This window comes from Mesorhizobium sp. M0698 (assembly GCF_040320455.1).
GTDB lineage: Bacteria > Pseudomonadota > Alphaproteobacteria > Rhizobiales > Rhizobiaceae > Mesorhizobium.
In genome coordinates, this window is sequence record NZ_JAMYPQ010000029.1 from 20310 (window position 1) to 36573 (window position 16264).

6 protein-coding genes and 4 pseudogenes are annotated in these 16264 nt (G+C 60.0%); 6 read left to right on the top strand and 4 right to left on the bottom strand.

Annotated elements, in window-relative coordinates; translation table 11 throughout:
- The first annotated feature begins 84 nt into the window (after positions 1-84).
- Together NKI16_RS30945 and NKI16_RS30950 are read left to right on the top strand one after the other, a co-directional pair.
- Positions 85-1464, top strand: a complete 1380-nt coding sequence (locus tag NKI16_RS30945; protein ID WP_502897642.1) for an aminotransferase — start codon at positions 85-87, stop codon at positions 1462-1464.
- A gap of 123 nt (positions 1465-1587) precedes the next feature.
- Entirely contained in the window at positions 1588-3081 is a 1494-nt protein-coding gene (locus NKI16_RS30950; RefSeq protein WP_352924351.1) for an NAD-dependent succinate-semialdehyde dehydrogenase, read from the top strand.
- 77 nt (positions 3082-3158) lie between these two features.
- Here NKI16_RS30950 and NKI16_RS30955 read toward each other — a convergent pair whose 3' ends face one another.
- Positions 3159-4346 (bottom strand): Fic family protein, encoded by a 1188-nt coding sequence (locus NKI16_RS30955; protein WP_352642762.1) that lies wholly within the window; start codon positions 4344-4346, stop codon positions 3159-3161.
- Between the two features lie 149 nt (positions 4347-4495).
- Between NKI16_RS30955 and NKI16_RS30960 the strand changes: the two genes are divergently transcribed.
- Together NKI16_RS30960 and NKI16_RS30965 are read left to right on the top strand one after the other, a co-directional pair.
- Positions 4496-4654: a hypothetical protein gene (locus NKI16_RS30960; RefSeq protein WP_023679701.1), complete on the top strand. Its 159-nt coding sequence runs from the start codon at positions 4496-4498 to the stop codon at positions 4652-4654.
- Positions 4655-5561: 907 nt separating this feature from the next.
- Positions 5562-6254, top strand: a pseudogene (locus tag NKI16_RS30965) (oxygen-independent coproporphyrinogen III oxidase); the annotation flags it as partial.
- Positions 6255-7116: 862 nt separating this feature from the next.
- Here the strand turns inward: NKI16_RS30965 and NKI16_RS30970 are convergent.
- The 3 genes and pseudogenes from NKI16_RS30970 to NKI16_RS34160 all read right to left on the bottom strand — a co-directional run.
- Positions 7117-9651, bottom strand: a complete 2535-nt coding sequence (locus tag NKI16_RS30970; RefSeq protein WP_352924353.1) for a two-component system VirA-like sensor kinase — start codon at positions 9649-9651, stop codon at positions 7117-7119.
- Between the two features lie 674 nt (positions 9652-10325).
- Positions 10326-10703: pseudogene (locus tag NKI16_RS30975) on the bottom strand (type IV secretory system conjugative DNA transfer family protein); the annotation flags it as partial.
- Positions 10704-11159: 456 nt separating this feature from the next.
- Positions 11160-11312, bottom strand: a pseudogene (locus NKI16_RS34160) (IS6 family transposase); the annotation flags it as partial.
- 507 nt (positions 11313-11819) lie between these two features.
- Between NKI16_RS34160 and NKI16_RS34165 the strand changes: the two are divergent.
- Together NKI16_RS34165 and NKI16_RS30985 are read left to right on the top strand one after the other, a co-directional pair.
- Positions 11820-12364 (top strand): annotated as a pseudogene (locus NKI16_RS34165) (aldehyde dehydrogenase family protein); the annotation flags it as partial.
- Between the two features lie 282 nt (positions 12365-12646).
- Positions 12647-16264, top strand: a 3618-nt coding sequence (locus NKI16_RS30985; RefSeq protein ID WP_352854154.1) for a Ulp1 family isopeptidase, incomplete at its 3' end; no start/stop codon positions are given.

The following is a 16264-nucleotide window of genomic DNA, read 5'->3' on the forward strand; positions in this document are numbered from 1 at the left end:
GGGATCATTTTTTCTCGACAACTTATAAGTTATAAGATATTTGTCGCTGAAGCAACCGCCTATCTGGTCGCAAGGAGAATTTTGATGAACAACGAATCGCGCGTGCTGGACATGGCCAGGCACTTTCATTCCCAGACGGATCCACGCCTGCATGAGGATCATGGTCCGTTGACGATCGTGGCCGGCGAAGGCGCGACCGTCACGGATGACGCGGGCAACCGCTATGTCGAGGGCATGGGCGGACTCTGGTGCGCCTCGCTTGGCTTCAGCGACAGCCGGCTGGCCGCCGCGGCTGACCGCCAGATGCGCAAGCTCGCCGTCTACCACACCTTCAACCACCGCTCGAACGAGCCCACCGTCGAACTCGTCGAGCAGCTTACCGCGTTGGCGCCGTTCGACAACGCGCGCGTTTTTCTGGTCGGCTCCGGTTCCGAAGCCAATGATACGATGGTCAAGCTCGCCTGGTACTACCAAGCCGCGCGGGGGCGCCCGGAGAAACGCAAGATCATCAGCAGGTTTGGCGCCTTCCACGGCAGTACGATCATGGGCGCGGCGCTGAGTGGCCTGCCGCATATGCACAAGTCCTTCAACCTGCCGCCGCTTCCCGTCATATTCGCGGCGCGGCCATTTCACTATCTCGACGGTCTGCCGGCCGAGGCGGAGCCTGACTACGCCACGCGCCTGGCCCAGGAACTCGAGGCCCTGATCCTGGCGGAGGGGCCAGAGACGATCGCCGCGATGATCGCCGAGCCAGTCATGGGCGCCGGCGGCGTGCTGGTACCGCCGGAGGGTTATTTTCCAAAGGTTCAGGCGGTGCTGCGCAAATACGACATCCTGATGCTGTCCGACGAGGTGGTCTGCGGCTTCGGACGCACCGGAAATTGGTTCGGCAGCCAGACTTTTGGCATGGAACCGGACATGCTGTCGGTCGCCAAGGGGCTTTCATCCGGTCATCTGCCCATTGGCGGCGTCATTATCTCCGACAAGGTCTACCAGTGCGTCGCCGATGAGGCCCACAAGGTCGGCGTGTTCGGCCACGGTTTCACCTATTCCGGCCATCCGGTGACAGCCGCCGTCGCCGCCGAGGCGATCAGGATCTACCGCGAGATCGATCTCGTGAGCCAGGCGCGCCGTCTCGGCGATTATCTGCATGCAGCGCTCGCGGACGCGCTCAACGACCATACACTGGTCGGCGAGGTCCGCGGCCGCGGTTTTATCGCGGGGATCCAGATCGTCGAGGATCGCGCCACCCGTCGCGCCTTTTCGCCGGAGCTGCGAATTGGCACCGATGTCGAGCGGCGGTGCCGCGAGCACGGAGTCATGATCCGCAACATGGGCGACGTGCTGGCAATCTGCCCGCCCTACGTCATCGCCCCTAAAGAGATCGGTTACATGGTTGATGGCATTCGCGCGGCTCTTGATGAGACCGCGGCGGCCCATGCGCGGACTGACCAGTTGGCATGAACCCGCCCGGCGAGGCGGCGAGACATCGCTGGAGGGGCCGGCCGCGCGAAAGGCGCTTGGGCAAGCGCGAGCCGCAGCCAGCATACAGGATCCTGATTGTCTTATCCGAACGGAGGCCAGACCATGCTTCAGAAAACCAGCCATTTCATGCGCCAGGCCAATCTCATCAACGGCGAGTGGGTGCAGGCCGACAGCGGACTGAGGGTCGACGTCAACAACCCGGCCACCGGTCTCAAGATCGGCACCGTGCCGAAGTCGGGCAAGGCCGAGACCCGCCGCGCCATCGAAGCCGCTGCAGAAGCTTTCAAGACCTGGCGCAAGACGACCGCGCTCGAGCGCTCGAAGCTGCTGCGCAAGCTGCATGACGCGATGATGGACAATCAGGACGTGTTGGCCGAACTGCTCACCATCGAGCAGGGCAAGTCGCTGTTCGAATCGAAGGGCGAGATCGGCTCGGCCGCGGCCTATATCCTCTGGTTCGCCGAGGAAGGCCGCCGCACCTATGGCGACGTGGTGCCGTCACCTTGGGCGGATCGCCGCATTCTGGTGACCAAGGAGCCGGTCGGCGTCATCGCCGCGATCACACCGTGGAATTTCCCGTCCTCGATGCTGGCCCGCAAGCTCGGTCCCGCACTTGCCGCCGGTTGCACCGCGGTCGTCAAGCCGGCCTTGCAGACGCCGTATTCCGGCCTTGCCTGGGGGGCGCTTGCCGAGGAAGTCGGCTTTCCCAAGGGCGTCGTCAACATCCTGACCGGCGCCGCCGGCGAGATCGGCGACGAGATCTGCGCAAATCCGCTGGTGTCGAAGATCACCTTCACCGGCTCGACCGAGGTCGGCAAGCTTCTCATTCAGAAGTCGTCCGTCACCGTCAAGAAGGTGTCGATGGAACTCGGCGGCAACGCGCCGTTCATCGTCTTCGACGACGCCGATCTCGAGCGTGCCGTCGCCGGCGCGATCACCGCCAAGTATCGCAATTCCGGTCAGACCTGCGTTTGCACCAACCGCTTCCTGGTTCAGTCTGGCGTCTATGACAAATTCGTCGAGAAGCTCGCCGCCGCCAGCAACGGGCTGAAGGTCGGTTCCGGCCTCGAGGACGGCGTGCAGCAGGGACCGCTGATCGAGGAAAAGGCAGTCGAGAAGGTCGAAGAGCTGATTGCCGATGCGACGTCCAAGGGTGGCAAGGTTGTCGCCGGCGGCAAACGCCATGCGCTCGGCGGCTCGTTCTTCCAGCCGACCGTCATTGCCAACGCGACACCCAAGATGCGCTTCATGAAGGAAGAGATTTTTGGCCCGATCGCCCCGGTGTTCAAGTTCGAGACCGAAGAGGAAGCCATCGCGCTCGCCAACGACACTGAGTTCGGCCTCGCCTGCTATTTCTACACCGGTGATCTCGGCCGCGCCTTCCGCGTGATGGAAGGACTGAAATACGGCATGGTCGGGGTCAATGAAGGCCTCATCACCACGCCGGAGGCACCGTTCGGCGGCGTCAAGGAATCCGGCCTCGGCAAGGAAGGCGGACATCAGGGCATCGAGGATTACCTCGATACCAAATATGTCTGCATCGGCGGCCTCGGCTCTAGTGCGCCGGCTTTTGCCGCGTCTCAGAACGCGGAATGACGAACCCGCGGGTGATCCGGTGAAAATCTTTCCGGTTCCGAGGAGAAGTGACCTAAGATCGTGAGCGCCCTATGCTCTTACGTTTCCGGAAAAAGCTTCGGAAACAGCGCGTCCAGAGCGTCCGCCGGAAAGCGTAGGGACACTGGGCCCTTTGGCGTTTCCGACGCCAATAGTCCGAGCGCGATTACGTCATTGAACACTCGACGCGCCGTACGTTCGGGTAGTCCGCTAATACGGGATGCCTCGCCGCGGTCAAACTCACCGCGCGTGAGCGCTTCCTCCACGAGGCGGCCGGCTTCGGGCTTCAGACCACTGCGCTCCACATGCCGATACAGCCGCTTGGCCAACGTGTCGAGATCGAACAGTCCGGTCATGAAGCTCACCTGATCGATACACGCCTGCAGGAACCATAAGGTAAAATCGCCGAGTGCGCGTTCGGAGAGGTTGCCACGTCCGTCGAGATCACCCTGGCGGGGCATATCGGCATGATCCATCATGCTCTTGTAATCCGTTCGGCTTTTCACGCCACGTGCCAAGCCTCGTGAGATCGACCACAGCCCGTGCGCGGCGATCCCGGCCTGATGGGCCATGGCGTGGCTCATCAATCGGCTGACGCGTCCGTTGCCGTCCGGAAACGGGTGAATGTAGTTGAAGCGGTGATGCGCGGCAGGAATGGTCAGGATGCGTCCGGCCTTGCCCAGCTTATCGAAGCGATAACGCATGGCAAAGTATTGCATGAAATCGTTGACGCGATCGCTCGAAGGCGGTTCATGCCGGCCGATGGCGACGTCATGCTCTGGCTTCGATCGCCACTCACCTGGCGCCATGACGAACTCACGGCCGGCACCCTTGATGGTCAGCATGGGCGCTTCGGCATCGCGATAGAATTCCGCGTGCAGCCATCGAAGAAAACCTACCGATGCCGGTTCCGGCAACTGCCCATCGGCAGCCAGGCGGTCGATCTCGGCTTGCAGGCGAACGTGCGCGGCCGCCTCGAGCTGCAGATTGCGGCGGTTCTCGTCTCGATCGAAATTTCCGACCAGCGCCCGTTCGATGTCGCGCGGGCGCGTATCGTGGCCTTCGATCAGGTTGCTGTAGTAGGTGTTCATGATGCGCACGAGATGGGCGAGGTTGGCTGCGGTACGCGAGTGCAGGCTTTTGCCCAAAACAGCCGACGTCGCCGACAGCTCTACCAGCGCATCCGAGATAGTTTCGGATACATCGGGTAGGCGTGCCGGTTCGATGCGCTGTACGCTCTCTTCCATATTGGCCGATCTTGGGTTCCGCCAAATGCGCGATTATAAACATAAATTTTCAGTTGACCAGATTGTTTGGCCGATCTTCTGGCCGATCGTCGGCATGCGGACTTGCGGGCCTCGGCACTGCCACCGCTGCCAGGCTTGGACACAAATCGATGCTGCCGATGATGATCATGGCCGATGTTCGGCAGGCCTATCGCACTGACAACTATGCACAAACCGTAATTGGGGGAGCCATCTGGCCGATGCTTTGGCCGATCTATGACGATCGGCCGGACTCAGACAGGTTCGAGGTGGAAAACAGGCAGCTTTAAACATGGTTCTGCCTCGGCCAGCGCAAGATTCGCCTGGAGCTTCGCTTATGCTGTGTGAGCTTGTTCTCTCGCGCCCGAATTCCCCATGGATGGCCCAAAAGCAGGCGATCCATTTGTCATTTTTAAGTGCGTCGGACTGCCAGTTGATCGCGTTCTGACCCGACTGGGAGTTCAAGTTTGACCTGAAACTGACCGGGTGCTGGATGGCAGGCTTCATCCACACCGGTCTGATATGAAACAACGTCCGGCCCCGAGGCTAGGCTACAATCTCGTATGGCTTCTATGCGCCGTTCTCTTGGAGCGTGTTGCGGGCTTGGTCTGCTCAACCTCGGAGCTCAACGCTTCACGGCGTTAGGATGAGCGTTCGAGGCGCAGGATTACTGCCGACACTGCTCTTCTTGTTCGCATTGGGCAGTTCCCGTTGGAAGCTTCCATCTTGCCGACTGCTGAGTTTGGAGTCGCCGTAGCTGTGAAATCGAAAAGAAGCCCATAGGCAACGTTTGCCGCGACGCTACTGAGAGCTGGTCACCGGGAGAGCCGAAGGTAGAACGAAGTTGTCTCGTTGAGCTTGTATGTGGCGCCAGCATAGAAGGCCCAGTTCCCACCCCAAGGCTTATACAAACGCCCACCGTTAGCGCCGATCGCGTTCATGGCCTCGTCCTTTTGGCAGAGATCACCACGGTCGCTAGCTGGCGAGCAAAGTCCGTCCCAGCGCTGCATTATCTCGTCGGATCCGGCAAGCTGGCAGAATTTCCCAGGCGGAGCTGACGGGGAGGGATGGTGGGAATAAAACGGTGCGCGTGAGGTCTCGGCGGGAACAGCCAAGACATCTAAGCGGAACGGACTGGCATAACGCAAAGACACAGGCGAGCTCAGCGGCAAGGTGGTTGTTATCACCATGGGACGCCTGCCGCGTCAAACGGTGGTGTCGTGGGTCGAGACGGCGAGGGCGGCGGTCGCCATGCGCCCCGACCGGCTTGCCTTGTTCGGCTACTCGCATATCCCATCCCAAATAAAGAACCAGCGCCTCATCGAGGCGGAATTTCTTCCCCACAGCGCTGCCCGCGCTGAACAGCATGCGGCTGTCGCCGTGACGCTGGTTGCCGCCGGCTACCGGGAGATCGGGCTCGACCATTTCGCCTTGCCGCACGACGAGCTCGCGCTGGCACAGGAAACAGGTCGCCTGCGACGTAACTCGTTGGGCTACTCGGCCGACACCTGCAGAACCCTGATCGGTTTCGGCGCGTCGGCTATCGGCCGCATCGGCCAAGGGTACGTTCAAAACGAAGTTACACGGGATTCCTACATCCAGCACATCGCAGATGGCCGACTGGCGACATCGAAGGGCCATCGCCTCACCGACGACGACCGCGCGAGAGCCGCAATTATCGAGCGATTAATGTGCGATTTTGAGGCCGATTTGCCGGCAATCTGTGCCGCCTACGGATCTGATCCGATCCGTCTTCTCGATTCAGCTGAGCGCTTGGCGATCCTGGCCAAGGACGGGATAGTGGTTTTCGAAAACGGTTTTGTCCGCGTACGGCGGGAGCATCGCTTTTTGACTCGCGCTGTCGCTGCCGCCTTTGATGCTTTTAGGGATGGCCTTACGTATCCCGCAGGTGAGGGCAAGCAACACACGGAAGCTAACACAGGGAGTATCTTTTGCCGGAGAGAACGAGCTGCCATCGTGCGGTGCCCGGTTAGTAGTGAAGCGCCGTAAAATGTCGACATAGGCGTTGGTGAACTGGACCGAACGACGAGAACAGCCTATCCAGTGTGTTGTCGGCAGTTAGTTCGAAAGTCCTGCTACACCCGATCCGATGCCTCTCAACGCCGAGGCCGCACCTCCGTGCCGAAGCCGGCCTTCCCAATGGTGGGTCGAGCCGTCGCTTACCCCGTGCTTGCCTCACAGATCCGCGACCGAGAACCCAGCCTCATGCTCCCGCCCTGCCGGGGCCTAGGTCCATCAAGCATGAAAGGAACACGTCGGAACCTGGGATATCGCTTGCCCGGCCGGGCGGCGATAGCCTTGTCGGGGCAGCGAGGAGCCGTAGCCGATGATGAACGCACAGGAGAAGTCTGGCGTGAATGGGGCGATGATTGTCAAGCTTTGCTCTCGAGTCATTTCGTCAACCATCTTGCGTGACCGATTGGCGACCATCTCCTCGTCCCGACCTTATATTACCCGTCGCCTGTCGCCGCCAGCGCGCAGTGACTTGTCAAGGATGGAGGCCCGCAGACCCCATCGCGCGGCGACTTGTCCTTGACGGTCACGAGCACGGCGGCAGGTTTGCCGTGGTCGGGGAGCCCTTCCTTGGGCGGAAGCCGACGACAGTTTTCGAGGGGAACTCGCCATGAGCCGGGTGCGCAGAGATCGTCCGACGCTCTTGTATTTGCTGGATCCCAGCCGGCTCCGCCTCCGACTGCCTCGGTAGCTCGGTATCCTGAGCGCGTCGGCGGCATCATGCCATTATCATCCTACGAATTGCATGCTCCATCGTCCTGGACGAGACCGGTTTGGCTAGCCAAAGGACGAAGGTCTGATTACCAGATGTGATCGGCATGGGGTCGCTTCCACCAACGACGATGATGGGCACCGTCATCAGGGTGGTACGTACGGCTTCGGGCTGTCCTGGCCCGAGGAAAGTCGCTTTATCGAAAATTAGGAGGTCGGCTGCCTTCCCGCTCTCGATCCAGTCGCAAAGACTCTCGAAGGTCGCGAAGCCGACCGGCTTATAACCCAGCGCGGCGATCTTATCCTTGTAGATCTCCAACGCTGCTGGATCGGGGTCAACGACTGCAATGATTTCTCCGTTGCCAAGTGATCCATCGCATGGGCCGAAAGCGCTATCAGCTCTGACCTGCTCCTCAGCGCAGGCCGGTAAGTAGAGATCGAAGCGTGTACCTCGGCCAACAGCCGAGGTGACGTCAAGGCATCCTGCGAGCGCGCTCACATGGCGGTCCACTGCAGCAAGACCCAGTCCGGTCCCGCCGACGCGAGAGCGCGTGGTAAAAAAGGGCTCAAAGATATGCGGAAGCACCGAACTTGCGATTCCTTGGCCATCGTCGCTGATGGAGAGGAGAACGTAATCTCCCGGTTTCAAGTTGCCCTTAGCCACGGGCTTCGTTTGACAGACGTGAGCGCGAGAAACGCTAATCTCGACACGGCCCTCATTCAAGAGAGCCTCCGACGCGTTCTTGCATAGATTCATAAGGATCTGCTGTATCTCGGTCGGGCTGCCCTCGATCACCGTTTGCCACTCGTTGATCTTGAGGTTCAACTGAACATCCGCACGAAGTGTAACCCGCAGCAATGGCGCGAGATCCATTACACTCTCCGAGACGTCGAAAGGCATCGTCACGCGCTTCCGCTTTCGGCTTAGTGACAAAATTTGATCAATAATCAGTTTGGCTCGGTTGCTGGCCAAGATAATTTGGCCGATGTGGCCCCGAATTCTCGAGGGGCGACGCACAAGACCTTTAGCCATCTCTGCGTAGCCGACTATTGCTCCTAGAACATTATTGAATTCATGTGTAACGCCGCTTGCGATTGTGCCGACAGCCGTCAGCCTTTCCGCATGCTCCCATCGACTCTCAAAAAGGTTACGTTCCGTGTGTACACGTTGCATTTCAAGATGGTTGCCTAAACGCACAGTAGCGCTCGCCAGAACCAGGAGGTCGTCTGTGGAGGGTGGTGAGCGATCTCCTTCAAAAACAAGGATACAAACCGCAGCCTGCTGATCGGAGGCCCTGCAACCAACAATTTGACAAACACCGGTAGTGCCTACGGCAGTCCGAACCACTTCCGACGCCGGAACGACGCGAAACACTGGCTGTTCCGGGTGTACAAGTGAGACGACTTCATGGATTAGCGTGGCGTTCCAGACGCGCATGCGCTTGTTCGCGACAAAGTACTCGGTATTCCTGCTGATACTCGGATCCACCAGAGCAAGCGCGCATTGATCCGCATCGAAAACGCATTGAATGAGTCTAAGCGCTGCTTCGGTGGAGAAGCGCCGCGAAGCCTTCGTTGCTTGACTGTCGATGAAACAAGCTTCGATCTCACTCATCGCCGCTTCAAGCTCTAACCGCCTTTCCAACCGGTTCGTCCGCACATGCAGCGTGGAGGCTCGAATGGTCGCAAACAAGCAGAGGCATATGGACACCAAGCCAAAGAAAAGTCGTGTACGCTGCGCTTGCGCGCTGGCGAAGCTGTAGGCTTTCAGATGTTCTCGCTCCAATTCGGCAGCCTTGGCGAACGTGTCGAAGGATGGGATCCGATTGACAGCGCGGTCCAACCTCAACATTGAGGACAGGATAGCGCGGCCCTCGCGGGCAACATCCTCCGTGACTTGGTCCTGGCTAGGAGGAAGTCGGCGGAGAGACTGATCGATTTGTAATGCGAGGCTGAATCCCGGTCTGGCCGAAAATTGAAGGATCAGATTGGAAAATTCAGGCCTGTTCGACACTCCCCCCCGAAGGCGATTAGCCGAGCGAGCAAAGCGTACGAGAGAGCTTTGCAGAAGCTCATTTTGCGCGGCCGAGGCCGAGATGGCAGCTTCTGTGTTTTCGAGGGAATTTTTGAGCTGTGCAACCAACCTGGAGTGCACCCCGGAGCTCTCATTGGGCGAAATCTCAACAAGGCGTTGGTAGTTTTGAAGGTTCCTTTTTAATGCTTGCCCGGTAGAAGCAACGGAACGGAAGTCCAATACCATGTCGGCGCGGGCGACGTCTCGCTGGAGCAATGCGTAGTTGATCTGAATCGTCCGCAGTTCGCTTAGGACCGCCTCGTTGATCTGGGGGTCTTGCCACTGTATCGCGACCAAGAGCGCGACCGAGGCCACTAGGGCCATTACAGAAGCTTTGTCGGTACTGAGCCATTTTTCCCAAACGAACGGCGTTTGATCCGCGGTGCGTGCCTTGCGAAGGTCCGATTTGAATTCTAGCTCCCCATCGCGTCGGTGTGCGGCCGGATGCTGCTGGAACAGGAAAGCCAAGTGTACCTCTCCCCTCAAATAGGCGGTGTAGACGCCGTTGCACTCTGCCCCCATGGCCCGCTGACCTTCCATTGATTCGCGGGCGTTTCGACCTCGACGGCGAGGCGGCAGCACAAGGCGGGCAACTGATCGCAGTTTTCGGAACTGGTCTTCCGAGAGATCATCGAAGGGGCATACAAGCGCACGCCTGCAGCAGCCGAGGATGATACCGGTCGGTCAAACGCAACTGGCGAGGGCCGGATCTGCTGTTGGCTGGCAGCTAACACTGGCGGGGCGGCGGCCTCAACTCCGGCGTGCCTAGAGCCGGCTGCTGCGAAAGCGTCCGACACGCTTCCCTTGGGGTCATCCCGTCCAGCGGGCATCCTTGGATCGCTGAAAAAAGACGAGGCGGCTTGATGATCCTGCCCTCGCTGAAGCACCTCGCGAAACCCCTGTTCCAGTCGCTGAAGCACCTCGCGAAACCCCTTTTCCAGTCGCAGAAGCTCCTCTGGACCGGTAGGCGGCTCGTCAGCTCGACCATCGAACAGCGGCCGGAGCGCCTCGGACACGTGCTGCTCAAAGCCCACTCGCCGGGCCTGGACCGCTTGCCCGTCTTCCAAGCCGGCGTCCTGCACCTGCGACAAAGCTGTTACACGGGATGGATTACTATTTCGCGGGTCCATACTAGCCTCACATCAAACTGTATCGTCAAAGTCCTGCGCCAATTCACACAGCGGGTCATCGAGTTGAGATTCTGCGGAGAGCGCCTCCTCTGCTCCCATCAAGGGCGCCGGCTCCGGGAGGGCGCCTGTCTGGCTTTCAAAGATGCGTTTCAGAATGCGATCCGAGAAATAACGCACCTTCCTCAATTTTAATGGTGGCAGACCTTTGATGAGAACAATCTCGTAGTCGTCATCGAGCAGCCGCACCTGTTCGGGACGCAACAGCGGTGCACCTTGATGTGAATTCTGAACGTTCCAATCGAACGTTCGCGCCTGGCTGTAGGAAATCGATTGGGCTTGAAATGTGAATCCACCGATAGCTTTGGAAATGTAGTTCGGAGTCTCGTCATCTACCTCGATGTTCCTAGAAGCGCGCCGGCAGCCCGGGCGGGGGGCTTGGGGTTAGACTGCCAGCGCACGCCACTCATAAAGAGCGGCCTCTTTTCGCGGTTCGGACACCCATAGTCAACCCGGCAACGTCTGGATGCCCGCTGTGCTTTTTGCAGAGCGGCGATGCCGGGCATATCGGCCGATCCTGTCTAGGATGGTGTGGCCACTCTCGTCGGCCGAGTTGATGCTCCAGCCAGTATCGCCTTGCCGACCAGCATGAGTTCGCCGTTAGCAATCCATCGTTGCGAGCCGAGACCGAGGTAAAAAGCGCGTGTTATCGACTATGTAGCTGACGCTCCCGCTGACGCCTTCGAGTGCGCACGCTATGCCCCGTTCGCACCCTCTTGTGAATAGTACTGCCCCATGCACCTGAAACCGCCTCCTGGGACCAGGCTTGCTCAAGCCCTTGATTCAACACGATTGATCCGACGCCAAGGGAAGCGGGTTGTGCGACCGGTGCTCGACGTCCGGCATCATCTGTCGCTTTGCCGCTCCATACGAGCGAAGCTAGTCGGTGATCATGCGCTTCGGCGCGAGCCCCTGCTTCTTCCACAGCCGCGTCAGCAAGCGCAACCTCTCGCAGGGTGCGCTCTCAGAGTTCGTTCCTGCGCAGCGGCCTTGTTATCTCGATACTGGATAAGCGTCTACGAACCTACGCGCCGCATAACGAGCTTTGTTGCGCTGGTCGGTTCCGAAGGGTGGCTCTATGCATCGCAGTGGCGGACGCGAAATCCTCACCATCCTTCTGCATCGCGCTATTTGGCTTGCCGAAAACCCAATTTCGCCGGCACGCTGCCGCTGAATACGATGATCATCTCGCATTCTTGCTATGGAGGCTGTCGTCCTTCCTGGGCACGCGGCTGACGGCGACGAAAGCGGGTTTATTCATGCAACACCCCTTTTGGGCAGGCAAGCTGGTGGACTTCGGGATGTCGGGGGCGAATATAGCGAAGACTCCCGCCGCTCGCTGATGCATTCTGGACGCAACCGCATCGAGCCGATGTGTTCGAGACGCTTCGCGGCTGCAGTCGCCGAACGATGGCGTGGTTATGCGACCTGTTCGGCATGGCTACCCCCGTCCAGTCAGGCGTTCACGAAGGTGTTTGTCGAGAGTTCGTGGAGAAAGTCCGCCACTTATCGTTGGCGAGGGCTTTGCTCCGGAGTGGCGATCGGTGCGCTGATCGACAGGCAGGCTCTGGCCAAAATCGAATCCCATATCGCCGATGCCGTCGCGAAAGGCCGCAGAATTCGATGCGGGGGCAAACGCATCGCGCGAATGGCACGTCGAACTATCGGTCCTGTCTCCAGCGAGATGACCATCGCGCAAGAAAGAGACATTCGGGCGGCTGGCGCCTGTGATTGCTTCGACGATGCGGATAGGTCGTGCATGAGGCCAACGACACGATCTACGGCCTTCCCCCACATTTGTGCCTCAAACGGAAGCGTGTTTGGCGTGTGGCCGAGGCCTTGGAATATGGCATAGTGGTATGAACACGGGACGCATGTCGTCGGAAGCGGCGCCTTTCGGCCGAGTGAAGCAGTCCGGCATCGGGCGGGAGGGTTCCCGCCATTGCCTCGAGGACTACCTCGAAATGAAATACCTCTGCACGGGCGGCATCTGAAGCATGGGCTTGCAGGGCTCGCAGACCGGTAAACCAGCGAGCCATCTCCAAATATTGAATTGTGGATTGCTCCTCGACGGGAGCTGAGGGGCGGCTCCGCAAGCCTTACGACGCTCTTTGCGAGCCGTAGCTGCCGAGCTGGCAAAAGGCCGGGCTACGTCGCGCCAGCGCAATCGGCGCGCAGAAAATTAGGCCTACCCGCTCCGGGACCGCGGACCTCGTCAGCTTCTCGTAAGTATGCCCGAGTAGGTTGCTCAGCTGATCTGTGGACGTGAGGCTAGCGTGAACCGGCACAAATTTGACCTATCCAATGTAACAGGTTGGCGGCAGGTGCAGCCCCCGGCATCTCAAGAGCAAGCGGCACAGGCCGGGCAAGAGGGCTTTGAGCAGCGCTCGGGCGAGGCGCGCCAAGCCGCTGCCCAAATTCCCGCCCCCGCCGTTCCGGCTCTGCCAGACCCGTTCCATCCTCATCCGTCTCAGGGAGACCTGAGCCTCATCGAAGGCGCGGCCCCATGGGAAGCGCAGCCCATGATGCAAGGGAGCGGACAAGAACACGCCGCGGCGCCGTACGCCGGAGGCAGTGGGTCGATGCTAGGTGCCTCGGTGCTGCAGCCGGGTCACTCAACGGCGCGCCATCATCATGCGCCGGATTCGTCAGTGGGTGATCTGAATCCTTCCGCACCGTTCGAGTTGCGTGACCATGCTCGTTCCCCCGTGCCGGCGGCGGTGCAGCCAGATCCTCCAGTAGTGGTCTCCGACGGTCGCGGCTGCAAGCGTCCTCTTTATTCCAACGATGCGACCGTTGTCGAAGGGCTGAGGTCACTCTACGCGGGTAAGGCCAAGGAGGAAACGGTCAAGCGCCATGTAAATTCTCTTTACGGCTTTGGTCGTTGGCTCTTTAAAAATAACAAGCCGGGATTTGCTGCTCGGCTTCACGAGAAGTCGCTGGATGAAGATCTCAAGGAGTACGAGAGCAGTGGTGGCTCCTCGACTGTGGCTGTGGCACTGCGTCGTCTCAGAGAGTCGGCGGGCGGAGTGCCAATGGTGGGCCGCGCTGTCCTGAATCCCGACCCTGCCGACGCCGCGCTCATCAGAGATTACAAAGCGGCTCTCATCAAAGAGTACAAGGGAGCGCCTGCGACCGGGCCGAATCGCCAAACCATTCACGACTATGGAGCTACTCTTAGACGTTTCAGTGAATACCTGCATAAAAACAAAAAGCCGGGGATTGCGGCTCGGCTTCACGAGGAGTCGCTGGATGAAGATGCCAAGCGCTATAAGGACTCCAGTGGTGACCGGAGGATCATTGCACTAGCTCAACTCCGGAAGTTCCTGCCGTCCGCCGCACTCGGGCGCGAAATTGCCCTTGCTGCTCGTCCGGAAGACGCAGTCGGCATGGAGGCTCGTGCCATTGGGGACGCCGCTGCGCAGCACAGCGGGCCGCAGAAGGCATTGGGTCGGCCAGAGAAGCTCCCTGGGGAAGCTAATGAAGACGCCGCTGTTCTGCCATCGTCTTTCGTACCAACTGGGCACCATCACCAAGCCTCGGATCCCGCAGAGTCCTTTCGTCCCCTGATCTGGCGCGACGGCGACCAGCGCGCGCCGGACGAGCGGATCGCTGCACAGGACAGGAGCAACCTGCTACCAAGCGAGGAGGTGCCACTGAGGCCACCGGAATTCGCTCCGCCCAGCTTGCGGGCGGGGAATTCCGCCTCGCCAGAGCTCTTTCCTGAGGGGATGTCCCCCGCGGTCGAAGGGTTTTTTGGTGTTTTCGGCGACCCCAGCGGGCGGGTGCTCGGCGCATTGCAATTGCTAGGCGACGAACATATCCACAGGGATTACCAGCTCCTGGAGCAGGAGTTGCAGGGGAACAATCCAGATCTCGCCGCCCGGACGCGGTTCGTGGATCCCCTCGTAGCCAATTATCATCTGCGCTTGGGCTCCGAGAGCGACAAGCTAAGCGCATTCCAGCGCATCGTCCATAATCAGAACGGTAACGACACAGCCGACTTCCTGTTCGTGCCAGTGAGCGATGGCGGTAAGACTCTTGCGGAGCGCGGCAAACATTGGTCGCTGCTGTTCGTTGATCGCAGCGACCGGGAACGGCCGGTTGCCTATCATTATGACTCCGTCAGCGGATGGCATGACAAGCTTGCAAAACACCTCGCAGAAAGGCTGGGCGCCAGCCTGGAGACCCGCGTGGACTTACCCCGCATCGCCCAGCAGAGCAACGAGTGGGATTGCGGAGTCTACGTGGTGGACGGCACGCGGGCGCTGGTTGGGCGATTGCAAAGATGGCAGCCAGACCTGCCAGACCTGCCAGACCTGAACCTCAACAACCTCGTCGTCAATCGGCAGGCACTACAAACCCGACTCATGGGTGACGATACATCTGGAACGGCAAATTATCTCACGAACTTTGAACTCATGGACCGACAGGCGCGAGACGCGGTTAAGGAAAGCCCCGTTGGGACGTTTCACCAGCGGATCAAGCGGCTCGGCCAGTCAGCGCGAGCGTTGCACGACAGAGCCCTGGCTCCAGTCGCGCCGGACCAAGGCAACCCAGACTCGGTGTTCGTACGGGACGTTATTCCCGGGGAAACACGCCATCATCATGCGCCGGATTCGTCAGTGGTTGATCTGAATCCCCCCGCACCGTTCGAGTTGCGTGACCATGCTCGTTCTATGCCGGCGGCGGTGCAGCCAGATCCTCCAGTAGTGGTCTCCGGTCGCGACAAGCGTCCTCTTTATTCCAACGATGCGACCGTTGTCGAAGGGCTGCGGTCAGCACTCTATGCCGGTAAGGTCGGGGAGCGCACGGTCACGGACCATGTAAATTCTCTTCTCGGCTTTGGTCGTTGGCTCTTTGATAATAACAAGCCGGGATTTGCTGCTCGGCTTGACGATCCGTTGCTGGATCAGGATCTCAAGGAGTACCAGCGCGAGAGTGGCTCCTCGAACGTGGCTAGAGCACTGGGTCGTCTCAAAGAGTCGGCGGGCGGAGCGCCAATGGTGGGCCGCGCTGCCCTGAATCCCGACCCTGTCGACGCCGAGCTCATCAGAGATTACAAAGCGGCTCTCATCAAAAAGTACGAGGCAGAGCCTGCGACCGGGCCGAATCCCAAAACCACTCAGGACTATGCGGCTACTCTTAGACGTTTCAGTCAATACCTGCATGAAAACAACAGGCCGGGGATTGCGGCTCGGCTTTACGAGGGGTCGCTGGATGAAGATGCCAGGCGTTATTTGGACTCCAGTGGCAACCGGTGGATCAGTGCACTAGCTCATCTCCGGAAGTTCCCGCCGTACGCCGCACTCGGGCGCGAAATTGCCCTTGCTGCTCGTCCGGAAGACGCAGTCGGCATGGAGGCTCGTGCCATTGGGGACGCCGCTGCGCAGCACAGCGGGCCGCAGAAGGCATTGGGTCGGCCAGAGTATCTCCCTGGGAAAGCTAAGCAGCTGAGCGAGATCGGCAATTCAGGCGCTCGCGTGCTGATGCAGGCCCCCACCCATCATGTGGATACATCGCCATGGGAGGCGCAACTCAGGAGCGGACAAGAACACGCCGCGGCGCCGTACGCCGGAGGCAGTGGGTCGATGCTGGGTGCCTCGGTGCTGCAGCCGGATCACTCAACGGCGCGCCATCATCATGCGCCGGATTCGTCAGTGGTTGATCTGAATCCCCCCTCACCGTCCGAGTTGCGTGACCCTGCTCGTTCTGTGCCGGCGGCGCCTGCCGGGCCAGCGTTCGCCAGGGCTGACGAGACGCCCTCCGCGGTTGGCGAGGCCGCGGTGGCCGAAAGGCTGGCTCGGTTGCAAAAGCAGACGGTCGACGCTGATTTGTCGGGATATTTCGACTCGATTCCGCACGCGGACCTTCTACGATCGCCATGGGAGGCG

Bases quoted from the DNA above. Each gene is read 5' to 3' on its own strand.
- NKI16_RS30955 (WP_352642762.1), bottom strand. From the start codon at position 4,346: ATGGAAGAGAGCGTACAGCGCATCGAACCGGCACGCCTACCCGATGTA.
- NKI16_RS30945 (WP_502897642.1), top strand. From the start codon at position 85: ATGAACAACGAATCGCGCGTGCTGGACATGGCCAGGCACTTTCATTCC.
- NKI16_RS30960 (WP_023679701.1), top strand. From the start codon at position 4,496: ATGCTGCCGATGATGATCATGGCCGATGTTCGGCAGGCCTATCGCACT.
- NKI16_RS30950 (WP_352924351.1), top strand. From the start codon at position 1,588: ATGCTTCAGAAAACCAGCCATTTCATGCGCCAGGCCAATCTCATCAAC.